At 55.0% G+C, this 22,040-nt stretch carries 19 protein-coding genes; 16 read left to right on the top strand and 3 right to left on the bottom strand.

Annotation, left to right across the window (positions count from 1 at the left end; translation table 11 throughout):
• The first annotated feature begins 62 nt into the window (after nt 1-62).
• Entirely contained in the window at nt 63-1,121 is a 1,059-nt protein-coding gene (locus AC50YL_RS05465) for a hypothetical protein (RefSeq protein ID WP_494830012.1), read from the top strand.
• Nucleotides 1,114-2,202: a GmrSD restriction endonuclease domain-containing protein gene (locus tag AC50YL_RS05460; protein WP_494830010.1), complete on the top strand. Its 1,089-nt coding sequence runs from the start codon at nt 1,114-1,116 to the stop codon at nt 2,200-2,202. The genes AC50YL_RS05465 and AC50YL_RS05460 overlap by 8 nt, the downstream gene beginning before the upstream one ends.
• A gap of 542 nt (nt 2,203-2,744) precedes the next feature.
• Here the strand turns inward: AC50YL_RS05460 and AC50YL_RS05455 are convergent.
• Nucleotides 2,745-3,002, bottom strand: coding sequence for a helix-turn-helix domain-containing protein (locus AC50YL_RS05455; protein ID WP_494830008.1), 258 nt, complete (start codon nt 3,000-3,002; stop codon nt 2,745-2,747).
• A 225-nt stretch (nt 3,003-3,227) separates the two neighbouring features.
• Between AC50YL_RS05455 and AC50YL_RS05450 the strand changes: the two genes are divergently transcribed.
• The 3 genes from AC50YL_RS05450 to AC50YL_RS05440 all read left to right on the top strand — a co-directional run bounded on the left by AC50YL_RS05450 (nt 3,228) and on the right by AC50YL_RS05440 (nt 6,573).
• Entirely contained in the window at nt 3,228-3,689 is a 462-nt protein-coding gene (locus AC50YL_RS05450) for a hypothetical protein (protein WP_494830006.1), read from the top strand.
• Nucleotides 3,690-3,877: 188 nt separating this feature from the next.
• Nucleotides 3,878-6,070, top strand: a complete 2,193-nt coding sequence (locus AC50YL_RS05445; protein WP_494830004.1) for an ABC transporter transmembrane domain-containing protein — start codon at nt 3,878-3,880, stop codon at nt 6,068-6,070.
• Entirely contained in the window at nt 6,070-6,573 is a 504-nt protein-coding gene (locus AC50YL_RS05440) for a DUF1854 domain-containing protein (RefSeq protein WP_494830002.1), read from the top strand. The genes AC50YL_RS05445 and AC50YL_RS05440 overlap by 1 nt, the downstream gene beginning before the upstream one ends.
• A 171-nt stretch (nt 6,574-6,744) precedes the next feature.
• On the opposite strand, the gene AC50YL_RS05435 is transcribed toward AC50YL_RS05440, so the two are convergent.
• Nucleotides 6,745-7,335, bottom strand: coding sequence for an NAD(P)H-dependent oxidoreductase (locus AC50YL_RS05435; protein WP_494830000.1), 591 nt, complete (start codon nt 7,333-7,335; stop codon nt 6,745-6,747).
• A 388-nt stretch (nt 7,336-7,723) separates the two neighbouring features.
• Here AC50YL_RS05435 and AC50YL_RS05430 point away from each other — a divergent pair, with 388 nt between their 5' ends.
• Entirely contained in the window at nt 7,724-8,839 is a 1,116-nt protein-coding gene (locus AC50YL_RS05430) for an NADH-dependent flavin oxidoreductase (protein WP_494829998.1), read from the top strand.
• Nucleotides 8,840-8,938: 99 nt separating this feature from the next.
• Here AC50YL_RS05430 and AC50YL_RS05425 read toward each other — a convergent pair whose 3' ends face one another.
• Entirely contained in the window at nt 8,939-9,682 is a 744-nt protein-coding gene (locus AC50YL_RS05425) for an alpha/beta fold hydrolase (protein ID WP_494829996.1), read from the bottom strand.
• Between the two features lie 196 nt (nt 9,683-9,878).
• On the opposite strand from AC50YL_RS05425, the gene AC50YL_RS05420 reads away from it, so the two are divergent.
• From AC50YL_RS05420 to AC50YL_RS05375, 10 genes are all read left to right on the top strand, one after another.
• The gene (locus tag AC50YL_RS05420) at nt 9,879-10,661 is read left to right on the top strand and encodes an alpha/beta fold hydrolase (protein ID WP_494829994.1); all 783 of its coding nucleotides are present in this window, start codon (nt 9,879-9,881) and stop codon (nt 10,659-10,661) included.
• Nucleotides 10,662-11,077: 416 nt separating this feature from the next.
• Nucleotides 11,078-11,785: a DNA alkylation repair protein gene (locus tag AC50YL_RS05415; protein WP_494829992.1), complete on the top strand. Its 708-nt coding sequence runs from the start codon at nt 11,078-11,080 to the stop codon at nt 11,783-11,785.
• 484 nt (nt 11,786-12,269) lie between these two features.
• Nucleotides 12,270-13,739 (top strand): ABC transporter substrate-binding protein, encoded by a 1,470-nt coding sequence (locus AC50YL_RS05410; protein ID WP_494829990.1) that lies wholly within the window; start codon nt 12,270-12,272, stop codon nt 13,737-13,739.
• A gap of 67 nt (nt 13,740-13,806) precedes the next feature.
• Nucleotides 13,807-14,742, top strand: coding sequence for a carbohydrate ABC transporter permease (locus AC50YL_RS05405; protein ID WP_494831160.1), 936 nt, complete (start codon nt 13,807-13,809; stop codon nt 14,740-14,742).
• Nucleotides 14,739-15,572 (top strand): carbohydrate ABC transporter permease, encoded by an 834-nt coding sequence (locus AC50YL_RS05400; protein WP_494829988.1) that lies wholly within the window; start codon nt 14,739-14,741, stop codon nt 15,570-15,572. The genes AC50YL_RS05405 and AC50YL_RS05400 overlap by 4 nt, the downstream gene beginning before the upstream one ends.
• A gap of 129 nt (nt 15,573-15,701) precedes the next feature.
• Complete coding sequence (locus tag AC50YL_RS05395; RefSeq protein ID WP_494829986.1) at nt 15,702-16,733, top strand: LacI family DNA-binding transcriptional regulator; 1,032 nt, start codon at nt 15,702-15,704, stop codon at nt 16,731-16,733.
• A 197-nt stretch (nt 16,734-16,930) separates the two neighbouring features.
• Nucleotides 16,931-17,968, top strand: a complete 1,038-nt coding sequence (locus tag AC50YL_RS05390; RefSeq protein WP_494829984.1) for a zinc-dependent alcohol dehydrogenase family protein — start codon at nt 16,931-16,933, stop codon at nt 17,966-17,968.
• Nucleotides 17,965-19,005, top strand: coding sequence for a Gfo/Idh/MocA family protein (locus AC50YL_RS05385; RefSeq protein WP_494829982.1), 1,041 nt, complete (start codon nt 17,965-17,967; stop codon nt 19,003-19,005). The genes AC50YL_RS05390 and AC50YL_RS05385 overlap by 4 nt, the downstream gene beginning before the upstream one ends.
• Nucleotides 19,006-19,124: 119 nt before the next feature.
• Nucleotides 19,125-19,931, top strand: a complete 807-nt coding sequence (locus tag AC50YL_RS05380) for an HAD family hydrolase (protein ID WP_494829980.1) — start codon at nt 19,125-19,127, stop codon at nt 19,929-19,931.
• A gap of 55 nt (nt 19,932-19,986) precedes the next feature.
• A complete protein-coding gene (locus AC50YL_RS05375) occupies nt 19,987-21,966 on the top strand; it encodes a glycoside hydrolase family 127 protein (RefSeq protein ID WP_494829978.1) in 1,980 nt (659 codons plus the stop codon).
• The last annotated feature ends 74 nt before the right edge of the window (nt 21,967-22,040 follow it).

The raw sequence follows: 22,040 nt of genomic DNA, 5'->3' as shown, positions 1-22,040 counted from the left end.
GATAGTTAACATGGAGCCAGTTCTAGCATAATCGGCATAATCTGAACAGGAGATGTTGTTCTTTGAGAAAGTACCTTTTTCTGCTTGGTAATGGATTTACGATAGACTTTTTAAATCATATGGAAGTGAAAAAAGACGAAATAGACGTTCTGAATTTGTTTTCACTTGGTGATACTGTAAATTATCCAAGTAATAATGAACCAGGTTTTCTTTCGTATAGATGGTGTAAAAACCTATGGAATCTAGGTGCTAGACCTAATATGTCATATGAGTCTTCTATGGAATTAATAGAAGCAATCGTTACTTGTGCAAACACTGCAAGTGCTATTAATCGTAGATTTGATACTGTTTATCTGCAAGCATACCAAGAGCTAATCACATATTTAAAATATCTTTTCATCTCATACGATAAGAAAATATCGTTTTCTGTTGATGAAGTAAAGAGAAAAGTGGAAACTTGGGGCTGGTTTACTCTTTTTAAAAAGCTTCAGGATTCCCCAAATACGTCCAAAATAACTATTATCACATATAATTACGATATCTGGCTTGAACGCGTACTAATGATGGCAGACATTAATTTTGAAGTTGTTGGTGTCCAAAATGGTATGTTTAAACCAGGGGAACCTTGCAAAGTTCAAATTATTAAACCCCACGGGTCAATAAGTTTCTCATATAAGGATCCAATCGAACGACATAGGTTTAAGCTGGCATCCGAAAATCGAGATGAAATTGTTATCGGTGAAATCGGTGATTATTCTGTGAACTATGGTGCTCTTGATAATATTTACAGTTTTAATGCAATGATACCTCCTGCTGGTGATTCGATTAGACTGGATAATGCTACTGGGAATACAAACTGGGCAAGGTTTTTGAGAGTAGAAGCAAACAAAGCAGCAAAAGACCTTGTTTATTCAGATGAAATGTTTATTTGTGGAATCTCCTATTGGCACGTTGACAGACTTGAGTTAGATCAAATATTAACTAGCGTAAACTCTAAGATTGCGTTGAGAGTTGTTAATCCAAGACCAACAAGCACTTTTAATGCTGTACTTACAGGATTATATGAAGAACATATTACATATAATAGTTCAAAGGTACTAGGAGGTATTGTCATTGAGTGAATACAAAAGTTTGAGTTTAACTCGCAGTTCAAATAACATAACTATCTCTGAGTATTTAGAAAATCACGATTTAAAAAAATATAATTATGATCCTAGATATCAAAGAAACGGTGCAGTCTGGAACACTGAACAAAAGTCATTTTTAATGGATAGTATCTTCAAAAACTATCCCATACCTCCTATATTTTTACGTTCAAAGTTAGATATAAAAACAGGAAAGACCACTTACGATGTAATTGATGGTAAACAGCGTTTAGAAACGGTTAGAGACTTTATATCTAACAAGTTTTCTTTACCTGAAAATTTTGGCGATGACAACTATGGAAGTGAAAGTCTTAATGGTTTGAACTTTGAGGATATTCAAAAGTTATCTGATCTCGACAGTGAACACTTTAAGAATAACTTCTGGAACTATCTAATACCTATTGAATATATAACTATAGCAAATGAAGAAGAGGAAAAAGTTGTTCACACTATTTTTGATAGGTTAAATCGAAATGGAGAACCGCTTAATGATCAGGAACTTCGGAATGCAAATGCTAATTATTATGATTTAATTCGAATTATTAAAAAGTTAAAAAATGACTTTTGGAAAGATCGTTTAAGTGAAGCAGTATCAATTAACCGTATGGAAGACGATGAGTTTATTTCAGAATTGTTTTTTACTTTACTTGAAAATCAATGGATTGACTCTATACCCTCTAAAGTTGAAGATTTGTATAAAAAATGGTCGGCGAGAATCCCAGATATATCTGAAAATGAAATAAAAGGGAAGTTTACAACAATAACAGATTATATGAATGCTTTGCAAATTGATTATGATGGATACAGAATTAAAGGTGTCAGCCACCTTTACGGAATATGGGGCTTCTGTAAATATTGTGTTGAATATAATGTTCCGAATGAAACTACAAAAGAGGTAATAAAAGAGTTTTATGAACAATTGAGAAATAACCCAACCAAAGATGAAACAGTCATCAATTATAAGTGGAGTATGTCTTCGGCAACTCGTACAGCTACAAGAAGGAAGAAAAGAATCGAATCCCTAATTGAATTCTTAAGAAAAGCTACGAATGGTTAAAGACTTTTTGAACAGAAGGCTATTACTTAGCTAGTGGTAACAAAGTTAGAGAGAAAAGAATACCTCTGTTGCTTTTACATAATACAAAAAATAATACTCATAACAGAAGCCTCGTTCACATCGCAATAGCGACTTGAACGAGGCTTCTGTTATGAGGGGGACTCGGATGAGGTATGGTTTTGCCCCAGTGTATTCCTTCATGTTTTATTGAGTGATTATGAAAATGTATTTTACAATATAGTTGTTGACGCTTTGTTGACGAACATCGTCAACAATCAATAAAACGCAAACAAATAGAACAATATGCCTTGGTTAAAACCATTATAAATCAAGGGTTTTAACCAACTGAAACAGAATCCATCCAAACCATACATGTTCCCGCATACGGTGCATGTGTAACGTCTACTGTAAATAATGCTGCCCTTGAAGGAATAAATACATCTATTAGGTATAAACGAAGGACCGGGCTCGATAATTCTTAATTAAACATAAGAGCGAGACGCAGGCTACTGAAGCCTTCTGTCTCGCTCTTATTTGCGTTCTCAGTCCTGTTCACACATCTTCTCGTATTCACCCTCTACTAGCTTGAAAAAGTCGGACGGCCTAATTCTAAGCCCTTTGCAGAGGTCAAATATTTTCGTGACGGAAGGCTCATTCCTACCGACTTCAATCATGGAAATATAGGAGCGATCCACGTCACATTCATGCGCCAAGTCCTCTTGACTCAACCCTTGCTTGATACGTATGGCTTTCAAAGTTTTTCCGATAATTTGTTTGAGGATAACGGGCTGCTCGCGCAAGGATATTTTCTCCTTTTAAGTCCATTATCAGTCTGGTATACTAACCAAAACAGATAAAGTATTCAACAAATAGTAAAAAATATACATTTAATGAAGTTGGAATGGAGCTACATGCCATGATCTCTAGTTGCTTATTCGTTACGGGATTAAAGTGACCGTTTTATTAACTAACTTCAGCAATAGAGTGAAATTCGCACGAGCCACGCTACCTAAGGGGGACAATGCATGCAGGATAGGTCTGCTGAGGGATCTTTCTTCACGCTATGGAATTCGAACTACTGGCACGAAACATCCCGGGCTTACATGAATTCGGCGGTCATCTTTTATCGGCACCAGATGTATTCGGACTGTCAGTTGGTTGCGGACATGGCTCTGGATGCGATGCTTAAAGCAACATACATCCATAATCAATGCATCCGCAGCGTTCCGGCGCGCGACACCGAGAGTTGGCTCAGTTATGCCCAATTGGTCACTGAGATAAATGCCGGTATTGCGCTGCTTCGAGTCCAATATGACGTTGGTCACCGACACTTCTCATCGCTGATCACGGAAACGGAGATCAGCGGATACTTGGAGCGGATAGACCATTTGCTTGTAGAACTGTCGCCATCCATTGTTGAAATAGATTCCAGTGCTTCATACCGTTCGATTGCACTAACGCTCAATGAAGCAAAGGAGCAAATCTGATATCTCGGCTTAAATCATAAGGGTTTTCAACAGTACCGACCCACTCGCAAAAATTTGGGTAAACCTTACAAATTAAGCAGGAACTATGCGGCCCATGCCGAACATATATTCGGAGTGCAGGCTCCATCCGACGAACGCGTCCGATGAGGAGCCCGCCGAATACGTGCATTGGCGCATAGGGGGAAACCATGTCTACCCAAGATCAGCTTCCGGATGTACTGAGGAATCAACTGACGGCTGAGCTTCTGTTCAGCGCCAAGACCGATCTGCTGCAGGACGGTCGATTCGGAGAGCAATGGCTGGCTGTCACGGAGCAGGCGATCGTGGTATGGAAGCAGGACCGGACGCAGCTGCTCCGGCAGCCGATCGCGAATCTCAAGGATGCGCGGGCCGTCGGCGGCATCGGCGGCGGTACGCTGCTGGCCGACACGGGCAGCGGACCGGTCGTCCTCGCGCGCTATACGGCCGCGCAATCCCCGGTGTTCGGATTTGCCGCCAAGCTGCTCGGCGCGATCGCCAAGGACGAAGAGCGCCCGGTGCTCTCGGAGCGCGAGATGCCCCGCAGCTGCCCGAGCTGCGGCAATCCGCTGGCGGAAGGCACGCAGATCTGCCAGGTGTGCACGCATAACGGCAAGGTTGCCGCCCGCATGCTGCGTTACACCAAGCCGTACAAGCTGCAAATGGTCGTGGCCGCATGCCTGCTGATCACGACGACGCTGGTCGAATTGGTGCCGCCCTACCTGACGAAGGTCATCATTGATGACGTACTGGGTCCGAAGGATATCGGCTCGACGCTGCTGTATGTCGTGCTGGGGCTGGGCGCCACGATGCTGCTCATGTCGGTCATGCAGACGATTCGCGGCTTGATCGGCGTATGGGTCGGCTCCAAGCTGATGGGCGATTTGCGCAAGGACGTCTACAGCTCGCTCATGCGGCTCTCGCTCGCCTTCTTCGACCGCCGCCAGACGTCGCAGTTCATCGGCAGGGTGAACAGCGATTCGGAGGCGATGCGCCAGTTCATGACGGACGGCGTCGTGTTCATGTCCGCGGAGGGGCTGCGGATCATCGCGATCTTCATCATTATGTTCGGCCTCGATTGGCAGCTGACGCTGTACGCGATTCTCCCGGTACCGGTCATGGTCGCGGTGTCGATGACGATCTGGCCGAAGATCGGACGGCGCTGGTACCAGCAGTGGCGGTCGATCTTCCGGCTGAATACGCTGGTCGGCGATTCGCTGCAGGGGATCCGGGTGGTCAAGGCGTTCGGCAGGGAAGGGGATGAATTGTCCCGTTACGGCGAAGCCAACGTGGACGTGGTGCGGCGCAATATTCGCATGGAAGGGCTCTGGTCCTTCATGTTCCCGGCGTTCGCCTTCATTGCCGGACTCGGCACGCTTCTGATCTGGTATAACGGCGGCAGCAAGGTGCTGCACGACAATATGCAGCTCGGCGTGCTGATGGCGCTCATTGCCTACCTGGGCATGCTCTTCGGCCCGCTGCAATGGATCAGCCAGATGATCAGTTGGGCGAGCAATGCGATGGCGGCCGCGCACCGCGTCTTCGAGATCATGGATACGCCGTCCGACGTGCCCGACGTGCGGGAACCTGCCGCGATCGGCGTCATCCGCGGCGATGTCGTATTCGAGCGCGTCACGTACGGCTACGAGAAGCATCATCCGGTGCTGAAGGACGTCGATCTACGCGTGCAGGCCGGCGAGATGATCGGCTTGGTCGGCCACTCCGGAGCGGGCAAGTCGACGTTCATCAACCTGATCTGCCGGTTCTACGACACGGATGAAGGCGCCATCCGCATCGACGGCACCGATCTCCGCGATATTAGCCAGATCGACCTGCGCAAGCAGATCGGGGTCGTGCTGCAGGAGACGTTTCTGTTCGACGGCACGATCGCCGAGAACATCGCGTACTCCAAGCCGGATGCCACGCCGCTCGACATCATGCGCGCGGCGAAGATCGCCAATGCGCATGACTTCATCGTGCGGCTGCCGGACGGCTACGATACGCGCGTGGGCGAGCGGGGCCATAAGCTCTCCGGAGGCGAGAAGCAGCGGGTGGCGATCGCCCGCGCCATCATCCACGACCCGCGCATTCTCATCCTGGACGAGGCGACCGCGTCGGTAGACACCGAGACGGAACGCCAGATCCAGGAGGCGATCTCGCGGCTGGTCAAGGGCCGTACGACCTTCGCGATCGCGCACCGTCTCTCGACGCTCCGCAACGCCGACCGGCTCGTCGTGCTGGATCGCGGCAAGATCGTCGAGGTCGGCACGCATGAGCAATTGCTCGAGAAAGAAGACGGTGCCTACCGCAAGCTCGTCGATGCGCAGAAGGAGCTGTCCAAGATCAAGGGGGTTGAAGGCTGATGACTGCCGATGACAAGTACGATATTCGGCTATTTTCGCCGGACGACGTGTATTTCAGCCGCGGCCAAGGCGGCGTGTTCCAAGGCATCGTGGAAGGCAAGCCGTACGAGGAGCTTGAAGTGTACCGCGCGTTTCCGTTTCTCTACGCCACGCAGTACATCTCGATTCGCAACACGAAAGGCGAAGAACTCGGCATCGTGCCCGACTTGAAGGACCTCTACGAAGAGAGCGCGACCGAGCTGGAACAGGAGCTTCAGCTGCGTTACTTCATGCCGCGCGTGACCCGCGTCGAGAGCGTGAAGCAGAAGTCGGATCTCTGGATGTGGGAGCTGCAGACCCATCTTGGCGCGACCCGGATGGTGATGCGCAACCTGCACGAGTACATGCAATACCCCGGCGGCGGCCGCGTCATCCTGACGGACATCAGCGGCAAGCGCTGCGAGATCGTCGATTGGCGGGAGCTGGACGCGCACAGCCGCAATCAGCTGGAGGAAGTGCTGTAACTGTCCCATGACAATTAAGCCTTCGGCTACGCTTCACAATAACGAAAGGCAGTCTGACGACTTGGAAAATAAAGTCGTAGACTGCCTTTTGTAATGAGCGATCGTACCTGTCCCTCGGAGTGAGGCCGCCGCTCGATCCTGCGGCAGCCTATACGCTGATGCGGTTTGAATTCATTGTGGAAACAATGAATCGATCTTATCTTCCACTTCCTTCAGCAGCCCTTTATAATACGATTCGTCATCGAGGTACCCGATACTGCCGAATAATAAATGGCCTACGGGCTCGATGCCGACGAAGTCGAAGATCCCGATATCGGACGTGATTTTTAATCCATCGGTCATGCCGATCTGATCGTAAATCTCTTGCGGCGTACCGTGCGTATTGATAATGAAACCCTGCTTGCCCGTCAGCATCTTAACGATGCCTTCTTCACCGACGCTATAGGCAAAGCCGTAAGCGTACACGCGGTCAACGTAACCTTTAAGGATGGCGGGAAGCCCCGTCCACCAAATGGGATAAATAAATGTAATCGCGTCCGCTTGGGCGATGAATTCCTGTTCCGTTTTAATATCCTGCGGCGTGCGTCCAGCTCTCATAGCGGCCGTATCTTCCGGTTTTAGCACGGGTTGGAAATTCAGCGCATACAAATCGCGCACAATAACCTCATGACCGTTTTGTTTCAATGCGGCGATCGTAGTTTCCAATAGAGCACGATTTAAACTTTCGGGTTCTGGATGGGCATAGACGACAAGATGCTTCATTTCATATGGCCTCCAATCGCATTATTTTTCAACAGTTCTAAGTCATGTTCAAACGACGTGAGCGTGACCTGTTCACCTCCGAATCATCTAAGCAATCTTCACTATATATTCGACAGAATCGGCTACAATCCTTCCATTTTGTTCCAAACAACTGCCCGTGAATTGAGAAAACGGCAGCCATAAGCCGGCTGCCGTTTCTTCGTGTTTATTCAGCTATCGTTTCCGTTCGTGTAACGCATGGATATTTCTAAACATAGTAACGATATAAATGTTAGTTGGTCAATTCAAATCGGCTAGGTCCACAAATTTTGCGTTCTTACATCATGAAAGTGTCTTCACTATAATTCCAATTATCAGCTAACGACGCTATCAAAGGAGAGGTTTCCAAATGAACGAACGCTATCGACTTTTGTTTCAACCGCTTAACCTGCCGAATCGGATCCAATTAACCAATCGAGTGATTATGGCTCCCATGACGCACTTATCTTCGGGGGTCGATGGTTCCATTACCGACCAGGAAATTGAATACTACGCTCGTCGTGCACGAGGTGTCGGCATGGTCATCACGGCAGCCACGTGGGTTGCACCGAATGGCGGTATTCCCGGCGCGCCTGCCGCTGACCGCGACGCAGTGATTCCCGGGCTTCGTAAGCTTGCGTTAGCTATACAGGAGCAAGGAGCTAAAGCGATTTTACAGATCTTCCATTCCGGCCGCCAAGCAACGTTAACCGGAGATCTTGTGAGCGCCAGCGCCGTACCGGAACAGACAGAGGGTTCCATGGTACCGCGTGAATTGACGGATCATGAAGTGGAAGAGCTTATTCATGCCTATGGTCAAGCGGCAAGACGCGCCGTCGAGGCAGGGTTCGATGGTGTTGAAATTCATGGCGCGAACGGCAATCTCCTTCATCAGTTTTTTTCGCCGTTTACGAATAGACGCAGTGACCGCTTCGGCGGGACGCTCGAGAAACGGATGACGTTTGCTTTGGAGATTGTGAGCGAGGTGAAACGGGTTGCAGCCGTGCACGCGAAGACCCCCTTTATCATCGGCTATCGGTTATCGCCCGAAGAGCCGGAAACACCCGGAATAACGATGGCTGAAACACTCCCGTTCGTGGATGCCCTTGCTTCGAAAGGATTGGACTACTTGCATATTTCTTTGAAAAATTATAAAGCAGTACCGCGTCGGGGAATCGATGATCCGCGCACGCGACTTGCCATTATTCAAGAACGCGTGGGGGATCGGCTGCCGGTAATCGGAGTTGGGAACGTGCAGACGCCGGATGATGCCGTTCAAGCGCTGCAATCCGGAGTTCAACTCGTTGCGCTAGGACGCGGACTTATCATGGAACCGGATTGGATGAAGCTGACTTCAGAAGGAAGCGAGGATGGAATACGAACCGCGCTTTCATTAAGGGATCAACAGAAATTGGTCATCCCGGACGGAATGTGGCAGCTGATTTTAAGCGATCCAGGCTGGTTTCCCACAGTGAAAGAATTATAAGCTTATAACAGATCATGAGAAAAAGGAGCCAGCGAACATGGGGTCGCGGCTCCTTTTCTTTCGTGGTGTCCATAATAATGAGCGATTAGCCGCGGCTACCTAACCGATAGACTTTTCGGCGATATGATGCAGATGCTTGCTCAGCGCTTCCGGCTGCGAGAAGAACGGCGAGTGGGCCGTATCCATGGTGATGACTTCGCCGCACGGAGTCTGCGCCAGCATTTGCCGTTGCAAGCCGATCGAGATCGCGACATCTTGGAGGGTTTCGATATAGACCCGAGGTACCGATCCGTAGCGTTGCGGCGTGAGTTGGACGGGCGCGACGAAGGTCGCCATCGGATCCAGGCAAAGCCGCTCTTTGGCGAATTGCACGTCCTCGTCCGAGCAATCGCCGTACAGGTTCACCTTGACGCGATCTCCGTCGAGCGACATGTACGTTTGGTCGTCGCTGAACACGACGGCCGATGGCGGCCTAACGGCAGCGGGATCGATTTGCTCGCTTTGGATGACTTGCAAGAGAGACTGCCCGTCTTGCGGAAGATACGCGCAGAGATAGACGAGCGTCTGAATCTTGTCCGGGCGATACTCGGCCGTCTGGGTGATGGCGAGCCCGCCCGAGCTGTGCCCGACCAGAATCACCTTCTCGGTCTCGTTATCTAATACGCTGCACAGGCGGTCCGTGTAGTCCTGCAGCGTAATTTCTTGTACGGGCTTTGTATCTAAGCCGTGCCCGGGCAAGTCGATCGCGACGACGCGATGTCCGGCGTCTTGCAGCAAGGGGACGACCTTATCCCAGCACCAGGCTCCGTGCCATGATCCATGGACCAATACGAACGTACTCATCGAACAGCAATCCCCTCTCAAATTAAACCTATATAATAGTTAAATAGTTAAATACGTATTTAACTTATAAGAATTCATCGTGATTGTCAAGCTCGATGCCTTCATCCGGAGAGAGCGCGCGGCAGATTCAGGTCTACCGCCGTTCGGTCTCCAATATGTATCTAAGGTGCATCACTTTCAACAAAGGGGGATCACCTTGGAATCTTTCGTAACGGTAGAACCGGGCGTTCGGGTATTCGTGCAGGATTTGCTTCCGACGGGGAACAAGACGATCTTGTTCATTCACGGCTGGCCGTTAAGCCATAAACAGTTCGAGTATCAATACGACGTGCTGCCGTCGATGGGCGTGCGATGCGTCGGCATGGACTGGCGGGGGTTCGGCAATTCGGATAAGCCCTATCATGGCTACGGCTTGGATCGATTGGCCGACGACATCCGCGCGGTCATCGATGCGTTGCACTTGCAAAACATCACGCTCGCGGGACATTCGGCGGGCGGCGCGTTGGCGGTCCGCTACATGACCAGGCATCAAGGCCATGGGGTAGCCAAGCTCGTGCTGATCGATGCGCAGGCGCCGGGCTCGGTACCGCAGCAGGCGGCCAATAATTTCATCGCGCAAACGCTGTCCGATCGGCCGGCGTTGCTTGCCGGGCTAACGAATCAGTTTTTCTTCAAGTACATCACGGGTCCGTTCTCGGATTGGTTCTTCCAAGTCGGCTTGCAGGGAGCGGGCTGGGCGACGGCGGCCGTGATGGCGACGCTAAGGGATCAGAACGTGCGAGGCGATCTGCCCATGATAAACGTGCCGACCTTGATTATTCACGGCATCCATGACCAGGTCGTGCCGTTCGCCAATGCCCAAGAGACCCACCAGCTCATCCGGGGCTCGATCCTCGTGCCGTTCCAGTACAGCGGCCATGCCTCCTTCCTGGACGAACGCGATCGGTTCAATCAGGTCGTGATGCAGTTTATCGGCTGACGGAACGGTTGACGCTGCAGGATGATCAGTCGGCCGCTCTTGTCCAAACCGAAGTTTTGGAACGCGTACGATCTGCCGGGCACGCTGTTACGGCGCATGCCGGCGATGAACCGCACAGGGTCACTTTTATCGCTCGCGACTCTCTGTCGCGGGCGTTTTGTATTGTGCCCATCCGTTGCGGTAGGGCTGGTCAAGCCTGCTGCAGCCAATTTCCCGGGAACGCACGCAGGCGGCATCGCGTAATAACGAATGAGGCGGAGAAGCGCAACCGAACCGGAAAACGAGCGAATTTCGGACAGCCATGCGCTATAATAAAGGTACGATCAACAGCAGCTGCCGGCGGCGTGGATCATGAACCCATGCCGGCTAATTCCCCTTCAAAGGGCATAATCCCAAATAGAAGGAAGTGTCTATCCATGAATGCAGAACTGGTATTGCAGGAGCTCGAAGCGCTCGGCAAGGAACGCCTGAAGAAAATGTACGGCACCAACGGCGCGCAGGAGCCGTTCTACGGCGTGGCTACGGGCGAGATGAAGCCCATCGCCAAGAAGATCAAGCTCAACCAACCGCTGGCGGAGGAGCTGTACGCCACGGGGAACTACGACGCCATGTACTTTGCCGGCATCATAGCCGACCCGAAAGCGATGACGGCAGCGGATTTCGACCGGTGGATCGCTGCGGCGTATTTCTATATGATTTCCGATTACGTGGTTGCGGTCACTTTGGCGGAGACCGATATCGCGCAGGAAGTGGCCGATAAATGGATCGCAAGCGGCGAGGAGCTGCGCATGTCGGCGGGCTGGAGCTGCTATTGCTGGCTGCTCGGGAGCCGGCCGGACGGCGAATTCGCCGCAAGCAAGCTGGCCGCGATGCTGGAGCAGGTGCAGCGCACGATTCACGACGTCCCCGAGCGGACGAAGTTCGCGATGAGTAATTTTATCTACACCGTGGCCGTATCGTACGTGCCGCTCCATGACCAGGCGGTCGAGACCGCCAAGGCGATCGGTCAGGTCGAGGTCAACCGGGACAAGCCCAAGAGCAAATTCCTGAACGCCTCCGGCAATATCCAGAAGGCCGTCGACAAAGGACAGATCGGGTTCAAGCGCAAATACGTCCGGTGTTAGCCGGTGCGCTGGCTACGGTAGAATGTGAGTGAAGCGGCTGTCAAATCACCGGAAACGATCGTGTTAGCGGACGAGTTATCGGTCAAGAGACGAAAAGGAAAGTGTTGACAAATAAAAAGAGAAAATCTACAATGAGTTTAATTTAATCGGCGCACGACTTAAGTAGGCGATTTCACCGCCTGCTTTTATATTCGATTAAATTATGAACGTTAATGTTAACGATAATAAAATTAGGAAAGAGGTGATCTCCGCTTGTTGCCGCAATTCCTCCCTCGGTTGCTAAGATGAAGCAGACATAGCAGATGTCTGCTTCTCTTATCGACCGGAATATGAACGTTAATGTTAACGTTCACAAGGATCTTCGCAGCATCAATCCAGCATTCATTTTTGACCCATCAATCCCATCTAGCGTCATTCTGGCTTCGATCGGTACCTTTGGCATGAATAGGTATTTCATTCATTTCATGAAGGCGGGGGAAGGAACATGAAAAGGGGAGCAGGTTTTGCACTGGTAATAATGATAGCGCTTACGCTCGTATTGTCGGGCTGCGGGAGCAATAATGGCGCTGCGGGCGCAGGGAACGGATCCGCGGAACAAGATGCCGGTTCGAGTCCGAATGCGGGCGGATCGAACGCCGCGAACGCCGCGAATGCCGCGAATGCGCAGGAGCCGGCGGAGACGCCGGAGAATCACGAGCCGGTCACGTTGAAGTACACGTTCTGGGGAAGCCCGAACGAGAAGAAGGTCCAGGAAGCGGCGATCAAATCCTTTACCGCGCATTATCCGTGGATCAAGGTCAACACGCTGCACATTCCGGATGCGTATACGACCAAATTGACGACCATGGCGTCCTCCGGGCAAACGCCCGATATCGGCTTGCTGAACGGGGACGTCGCGCTCGCATGGGCCGAGCAGGGCCGGATTGCCAATATTATGGACTTTCTCGAAGGCGACGCGGACATCGGCCTGGCGGACATTTTGCCCAATACGCTGTATTTCTGGGAGGAGGGGAAGCTTGCGGGCGTGAACGGCGCGTTGGAGGCGTTCGCGCTTTTCTATAACAAGGACGCGTTTGCGGATGCGGGCGTGCCGCTTCCTCCGACGAAGGCGGAAGCCGCGTACACGTGGGAACAGTTCGTGGAGACGGCCCAGAAGCTGACGCTCGACCAGAAAGGCCGGAACGCGCTCGATCCGGACTTCGATGCCAAGGCGATCAAGCAGTTCGGCGTCACGCTGCCGCTGTGGGCGTACATGAACGCGGTCTCGTCCAACGAAGGCCGGTTCGTGAACGAGGACGGGACCCAATTCCGGTTGACCGATCCCGAGGCAGTCGAAGCCATTCAGCGATGGGCGGACTTGATCAACAAATACCATGTCGCCCCGTCGCCTTCGCAATCCAAGAACATTCCGAGCGGCGCAACGGCGCTCCAGTCCCGCAAGGTCGCCATGACGCTGGACGGACAGTGGAGCCTGGTCGATCTGAGCGCGACCAAGAAGCTGAACTTCGGCATCGGCGTGGCGCCGGTCATGAAGACGAACGCGACGATGACGCTCGGCGAACCGATCGTGATATTCAAGGACACGAAACACCCACAGGAAGCGTGGATGCTCTACAAATGGATGATGAATCCCGAAAACACGCTGGAGCTGCAAACGAGCGGACTGTGGATGCCGGTGCTGAAGAAGTGGTACGAGGACCCCGAGCTCGTCAAGAAATGGGCGGCGGGCAATGCGGCTCACCCGGAGGGCTACGAGGACGCCGTCATGCAAAACGCGTTCAACAACGGGTTCCCGAACACGTCGTACTACGTCAAGAACCTGTCGAAGATCAACAGTCTCATCGATCCTGCGCTGGAGCAGGTCTGGTTCGGCAAAGCAACGGCGGCGGAAGCGCTGAATAAAGTGAAGCCGTTGGTAGAAAAGGAGCTCAAAGGGGTTTACAAGCAGCAATAAGATCCGCCGGGGCGGAGCAGCGGACTTCGCCCCGGAACTCCCGAATGGAAAGAGGGACGCGAAGGTGATTGAAGCGGCGACTTCCGCCGGCCGAGCGGTATCGGCCAAGAAACGGGCGTGGAACAAAGAAGCATGGACGGGCGTCCTCTTCGCTTCCCCGGTCATTGCGGGCTACCTGATCTTCGTATTGGGTCCGATGATCGCAAGCCTGGTATTCAGCTTTACGGATTACAACGTCATCAGCCGGATGAATTTCGTCGGCGCGCGCAATTATACGAATCTGTTCGACGGGACGGATCCTTTCTTCTACCAATCGTTGAAGGTCACGGCGTACTATGTCGCGCTTAGCGTCCCGCTGCAAATCCTGTTCGCGTTCCTGCTGGCCCTGCTGCTGAACAACGACATCCGGCTCAAAGCGTTGTTTCGCACGGTCTTCTATCTCCCTACGATCGTGCCGGCCGTGGCCTCCTCGATGCTGTGGCTGTGGCTGTTCGATCCCGATCTGGGCCTGCTGAACCAGCTGCTGGGCTATGTCGGCCTGCCGGGCTTGCAGTGGATCTATTCCGAGCGGCTGGCCGTGCCGTCGCTGGTGCTGATGAGCCTGTGGACGATCGGCGGGACGATGGTCATCTTCCTGGCGGGGCTGCAGGGGATTCCGAGGCATCTGTACGAGGCCGTCGAAGTGGACGGCGGAAAATGGCGGCATAAGCTGTTCTCCGTTACGATCCCGCTAATGACGCCGACGATCTTCTTCAATCTCGTCATGGGCTTCATCGGCAGCTTCCAAGTGTTCGGCCAAGCGTACATCATGACTCAAGGGGGACCTAACAACGCAACGCTGTTCTATTCGTACTATCTCTTCCGGGAAGCGTTCGAATCCGCCCGCATGGGCAGCGCTTCGGCGATCGCTTGGGTGATGTTTCTGATCATCCTGCTGCTGACGCTGCTCGTGTTCAAGTCCTCCGCGGCATGGGTGTACAACGAAAGCGAGGGGAAACGATGACCGGACCGGGCCGTTTATCCAAAGGGACCGTCTATGCCGCGCTGATCGCCGGCGCGATCCTGTGCCTATTCCCGTTCTACTGGCTGCTGCGCAGCTCGCTGATGGACCAGTCGGACATCTTCGTCATTCCGCCGATCTGGCTGCCGCATCCCCTGCGGTTCGGCAATTATTCGGAGGCGCTCACGGTAGTGCCCTTCGGCCGCTACTTTCTGAACACGCTGACGATCGTGGTGCTGGAGGTGTCCGGCGTGGTGCTGTCCAGCTCGCTCTGCGCCTATTCGTTCGCGCGACTGAGATGGCCGGGCAAAAACGCGGTATTCGTGGTCATCCTGACAAGCATGATGATGCCCGGGGCGGTAACGCTCATCCCGCAATTCGTCGGCTGGTCCGCTTTGGGCGCGACGAACACGTTCATTCCGCTCACGCTTCCCGCTTGGTTCGGCGGAGGGGCGTTCAACGTCTTTCTGCTGCGCCAATTTTTCATGACGATTCCCAAAGAGCTGGACGAAGCGGCATTGGTCGACGGGGCGGGTTTTTTCCGGATATACGCCGGCATCCTGCTCCCGCTCGTCGTTCCCGCGCTGGTCGTGGTCGGGTTGTTCTCGTTCTTGAACGGCTGGAACGACTTCATGGGGCCGCTGATCTACTTGAGCGACGAGAAATTGTATACGCTCGCGCTCGGGCTGCAGACGTTCAAGGGCATGTACAACGCGCAGTGGCAGCTCATGATGGCCGCGACGACCGCGGTGCTGCTTCCGGCCATCGCCGTCTTCTTCGCGGGGCAAAAGTATTTCGTCGAGGGCATTGTCATGACGGGCGTGAAAGGCTAACAAAACTGCCGCTGCTGCAGGCTTACCGGCCGAGAGCGGCTCGATTGACGTCAAATTGGTTGGATGCTATGCTCTCTATGAATTGGATCGGGCTGTTTCGCAGACATTGAGTCCTGAAGGAGAGAAAGCATGGAGGGCAAGAAGGTAACGCTCAGGGATTTGGCGGTAAAGGCCGGGCTGTCGGTCAACACGGTGTCGCGGGCGCTGAAGGATAAAGAGGACATCGCGGAGGCCACCCGGAAGTTGATCAAAGACCTGGCGAAGGAAATGGGTTACGTCGGGAACGCGCTTGCCGGCTCTCTCCGGTCGGGACTGACGAAGACGATCGCGGTCATCGTCAGCGACGTGGCGAACCCGCATTTCGGCATCATGGTCAAGGATATCGAGAAATCGGCGCGGAAGCACAACTATACCAGCATCGTGATCAATACCGAGGACGACCACGAGATGGAGGAGCGCGCGATCTACACCGCCATCGGCAAGAACGTGGACGGCATCATCATCTGCCCTTCCCAGCGCAGCGCGGACACGATTCGCCTCTTGAAGAAGAACGGCGTCCCGTTCGTGCTGATCGGCCGAAGGTTCGAGGAGGAGCCGGAATTCGACTACGTGATCTGCGATGACGAGAAGGGCGGGTATCTGGCGGCCAAGCATCTGCTCGATAGCGGTCACGAGCGCGTGCTGTATCTGAACGGGCCGAGCCGCATCTCGAGCGCCCGGGAACGGTTGGACGGGTATAAGCGGGCGTACCGGGAAGCCGGACTGCCGATACGCGAGGACCTGATCATCGAAGTCGAGCCTACGGCGGGGGATGCGCGGCAGATCGTCAAGCAGCTGATCGAGCAGAAGGCCGATTTCACGGGGATATTCGCGTTCAACGACGTGATCGCTTGGGAAGCGGCGTACGTGCTGCAGAAGTACGGCCACCGCGTGCCCGAGGACTATGCCATCATCGGGTTCGATAACATCCAGTCGCGGTTGTTCCTGCCCTTCCAATTGTCGTCCATCAGCAATTCCAAAGGCAAAATGTCCAAACGGGCGGTGGACATCCTGCTCTACAAAATCAACCATCCGGATTCCACGGAAAGCTATCGCGACGTGATCGATACGGCGCTGATCTTGAGAGACAGCACGAGACGAACGGCGAGCGAGGAGGGTTAGGGGAGTGCGCGAACCTAACTTGTCCGATTCGAAAGCGCATACAATCCGTCTAGTAAAATCCCCCATCTAACGTATTGACAGGAAAATGATGGAGTGTTAACTTAACATTATCGTTAATGTTATCGTTCCTTATACCTGAATCAGCATTGATTTTGGTGTCGCCGCACGTACCTTATCGCAATCGGAGGATGAAGAAGATGAGCCAAGTACTGAACACGCCGCAAACGATGACGATCCCGCTGTTCGTCGGGCAGGGCAAGATCGCGTACGGGGAGAAGCCGGTCCCGGCTCCGGGCCCGGGGCAGCTGCTGATCGAAGTCAAAGCCAACGCGCTGTGCGGCTCCGACCGCAGCCAGTTTTACGACGGGAGCGCGACGACGCCGGGCCATGAGGCGGCAGGCGTCGTCGTCGGGACCGGCGAGGGAACCGTTACGGCGGTCGGCACGCCGGGAGTCGTGTTTCTGATGGATTTCTGCGGGGAGTGCCGCAGCTGCAAGCTTGGCTTCACCAATCAATGCCTGAGCAAACGGGCGGACTACGGCTTCTCGCATGACGGCGGATACGGCCCTTACATGGTCGTGAACGAGAACGTGTTCTTCCCGATGGATCCGTCGATCCCGTTCGGCGAAGCGACGATGCTGCTCGATATTATGGGCACGGGCGGCCATGCGATCAAGCGCGCCCTGCAGGTGCATCAGGACATCGAATCCGTCCTCATCGGCGGCGCGGGACCGATCGGTCTCGGCGTGCTGGCGATGGCGAAGCTGCTGCTCGGCTCCGGGATGCCGGTCTTCATCATGGATTTCGTGCCGTACCGCCTCGAGCTGGCGAAGCAGATGGGGGCCATCCCGATTAATCTCGCCGAACAGAAGGCCAACGACGTCATTCGGGCGGCGGGCTTCGGCGGCGTCGATGCGGCGATCGACACGAGCGGCAAGACGGCCGGACGCCAAACGGCGCTTCAGGCGCTGAATCAGCGCGGCGTGCTCGTGTGCGTCGGTCACGGCCAAGAGCTGAATCTGGACGTGTCGAACGATCTGATCGCCGCGGAGCGGACCGTCCTCGGCAGCGAATACTTCCGGTATCAAGAGCTGGCCGAGAATCACGCGCTCATCCTTGAACATCTGCCTTATCTCCGTCAGATCATCACGCACCGGTTCGGCATCGACCGGATTCAAGAAGCGTACGAATTGTTCTTCCAAGGCGACACCGGAAAGGTGCTGATCGAGCAATGAGCGCCGGGGATAAGCTGAAGGTCGCCTTGATCGGAGCCGGCGGCTCCGCGGGCAGTCTCGGGCTGCCGGACGGTTTCCGGTCGGCGGGCAGCTGGGGAATGCAGCACGCGCGGATCTGGTCGTCCCGGCCGGACGTGGATTTCTGCGCCATCGTCGGCAGGGACGAAGCGCGGACGCGGGCGAAGGCGGAATCGTTCGGCACCCGGGCGTATACGCGGATCGCGGATATGCTCGCGCAAGAAACGCCGGACCTGGTCAGCATGTGCCTGCCGAATCAAGGGCATTTCGACGCGACGCTCGAAGTGATCCGCGCGGGGGTTCCTTTGCTCGTGGAGAAGCCGCTGGTGTTCGATATTCGGGAGGCCGATATCCTGATGAACGAGGCTGCCAAGAATAATGTCTTCTTCGCGATCAACTTCAACCATCGTTTCGCCAAGCCGGTGGAGCTGGCGCATGCGGCGATCGCGGAAGGCCGCCTGGGCGAGATTACCTTCGCCTCCTGGCGGTTCGGCGGCGACGGCGGCGGCGCGCATCCGCACGCCAATCTGATCGAGACGCAGTGCCACGGCATCGACATGCTGGAGCATCTGTGCGGACCGATCGAATCGGTCATGGCGGAGATGACGGACAAGACGGGCGGCGGCTACCGCACGATGTCGCTCGCGCTTCGTTTCCGCAGCGGCGCGGTCGGCAGTCTGATCGGCACGTACGATTCGTCGTATGCCTATCCCGACACGCACCGCGTCGAGATCGACGGCACGCGCGGGCGCTCCGTCATTCACGATACGGTGAAGCGGTATACGTTCCACGCGGCTGGCAGCGAGATCGGGGAGAGCTGGGAAGCCGGCTACTTCAACGATGCGGACCGCGAGTTCCACCGGACGTTCGACAAGCACGCGGACGCGCTGCTCCAAGCGCTTCGCGCCGGGCAGCGGCCGCCCGTCGAAGCCGCGGCAGGGTATCGCGCGCTGCTCGTCGCCGAGGCGGCGATCCGTTCGTTCGAGAGCGGGCGAAGGGTGACCGTCGGCGAGCTATAGAGTCGCTGGTCCGCCTTGAAGGCAGGGCCGGCCTGCAGCAGAACGCGGACGCGCGCGAGCCGGGCGATTCTGACGGCGAGTAACAGAGCATGGAACGAACGGAAAGGAGCACGGTCCGCATGACGGTTCATGAATCAACTCGGAGGAAGCTGTTTCTATCGGATATCGACGGCACCTTGATGGACAGCCGGAAGGAAATCCAAGCCGAAGATATCGAGGCGATTCGGGAGGCGCACCGGCAAGGCGTCGTCATCGCGCTCGCTTCCGGGCGCATGCACGCGGAGATTCGGCAGGTCATCGAGCTGCTGGGCGTGCCGTGCTACGCGATCTGCCAGAACGGCGCCGATCTCGTCGGCTTGGACGGCAATGTCCTTCGGTCGTTTCGCTACGAGGCGGACCTGGCGTTGTCCGTTCAAGCGTTCACGGACCAGGAGGGATTCGTCCCCGTGATCTGCAGCGCCGAAGGCAATTTCGTCGCGGACTTGAATTCGCGTGCCGAGCAGGTGGGCCGGCGATTCTTGACGCCGCTGCGCGAGCGCAAGCAGCTCGCGGCGGACATCGCGGACGGGATGCCGGTCACGAAGTTCTCCGTATACGGCGAGATTCCGGCACTGCAAGCGATGCTGGAGCGGCTGCGCGAGCGGTTCGGCGGCCGGATCACGGCTTCGTTCTCCGATCCGGACGGGGTCGACGTCATGCCCGGCCGCGTCGATAAAGGCGCGGCCGCGGAAGCGCTGATGGCGCTGCACGGCATCGGCCCGGCGGATACGGCGTGCATCGGCGATTCCTTCAACGATCTTGCAATGTTCCGGGTCTGCGCGCACAGCATCGCGATGTCCCACGCGCCGGAGGAAGTACGCGCCGCCGCGGCGCATGCGGCCCATACGGTGGCCCTGGCGCTGCGCGAATGGCTGACCGAAGAATAACGCATGGCCCTCAGTCTATCATCTATTATCTATCATCCCGGAAGAGGTGTACCCCTTGTCCAGTCAAACAACGCACGCGCACATGCGGCCGACAACCTATAAGCATCAGACCGTGACCAATATACCGGTTCGCTCGGTAAGCATCGACGATTCCTTCTGGGCGCCGAAGCTGAAGGTGCTGCGCGACACGACCGTGCATGACGTGCTCAATAAATTCGAGCAGGACGGCACCCTGCGCAACTTCGATTTCGTGGCTGCCGGCGCCGAGGGCTATCACAACGGAGAACCGTGGTTCGACGGGCTGCTCTACGAAACGATTCGCGGGATATCGGATATTCTGGCGGTTCATGACGACGAAGCGTTGGACCGCAGAGTCGACGATATCGTGGCGAAGATCGCCGCGGCGCAGGATGCCGTCGGCGACGGCTATATTAATACGTATACGCTGCTTGACCGGCCGACCCAGCGCTGGGGCGAGAACGGCGGCAATTTGCGCTGGCAGCACGACGTGTACAACGCGGGCTGTCTCATCGAAGCGGCCGTGCACCATTACCGGGCCACGGGCAAGACGTCGCTGCTCGCGGTCGCGGTCAAGTTCGCCAATCACATGAGCGGCTTGATGGGGCCGGCACCCAAGCGCAATATCGTCCCGGCGCACTCGCTGCCGGAAGAAGCGGTGCTTAAGCTGTACCAGCTCGCCGTCGACGAGCCCGGGCTGGCGGATACGCTGAACCTGCCGTTCGCGGCATCCGATTACTTGGCGCTCGCCGCGTTCTGGATTCATAACCGGGGCAACCACGAGGGCAGAGCGTCCCATGACGGCGAATATGCCCAAGACCATAAACCGGTGCTGGAGCAGGACGAAGCCGTCGGGCACGCGGTCCGCGCGACGCTGCTCTATGCGGGGTTGACGTCGCTGCACCTGGCGACCGGCGAAGCCGCGTATCTGGACACGGCCAAGAAGCTGTGGGACAATATCGCCTACCGCAAATCGCATATTACCGGCGGCGTCGGCGCCATACATCATGACGAGAAGTTCGGAGGCGAGTATGAGCTGCCCGACAACGGGTACCTGGAAACCTGCGCGGGCGTAGGCTTGGGCTTTTTCAGCTGGAATCTGTTTCTCGCGACCGGGGAAAGCCGGTACATCGATAAGCTGGAGACGATCCTGTACAATATCGTGCTGGCGGGAAGGTCCATGAACGGCCATAAATATTTCTACGAGAATCCGCTCGTCAGCGACGGCGGCCATAATCGGTGGGAATGGCACGGCTGTCCGTGCTGTCCGCCGATGATCGTCAAGCTGCTGCCGGAGCTGGCTTCCTACGTTTATGCGAAGGACGAGAACGGCGTTTATGTCAATTTATTCATCGCGAGCGAGGGCGCGCTGCAGGTCGGGGACGTGCCGGTGCGGCTGAAGCAGCAAACCCTGTATCCCTGGGACGGGGCGGTCGCGGTCACGGTTGCGCCGGAACGGGAGGCGCGGTTCGACGTTCGCGTGCGGATTCCGGAATGGTGCGCGCGGTACGTCATCACCGTCAACGGCCAAGAGGCGGCGTACGACACGTTCAACGGCTACGCGGCGTTAACCCGCACATGGGCAAAGGACGATGTCATCCGGCTGGACATGGAGCTGGCGGTCGATCTGATCGGGGCCCATCCCAAGGTGACGACCCATGCGAACCGGGCCGCGATCAGACGGGGACCGGTGCTGTACTGCCTGGAGTCCATGGATAACGAGCGATATGACGACGGCGTCGTGAACTACGCGCGCGAGGCGTTGGATAAACAAGTGCGCCTGAACCGCAAGCTGCCGCAATCGCCCGTATTCGAGACGCAGTACGACCCTGATTTCTTCGACGGCGCCGTGATCATCCGAACGGAGGACGCGGACGGTCATCCGCTGATGGCCATCCCGTATCCGTATTGGAACAATCGGTCGCGCGGCACGATGGACATCTGGCTCGCGTACGACCATGCGGCGGGCTCGGAAGGCTGGGATAATCGGCTGTATCGTAAAATTATGCCCGAGTGAGGCAGAGCAAGCCGTGCAAAGGCAGAGTCAAAGGCAGCAGTCCGACGATGAACTGCACTCCGATTGTTAGACAC

The organism is Paenibacillus sp. J22P277 (assembly GCF_059383675.1).
This window is presented reverse-complemented; position numbering and strand designations above follow the sequence as displayed.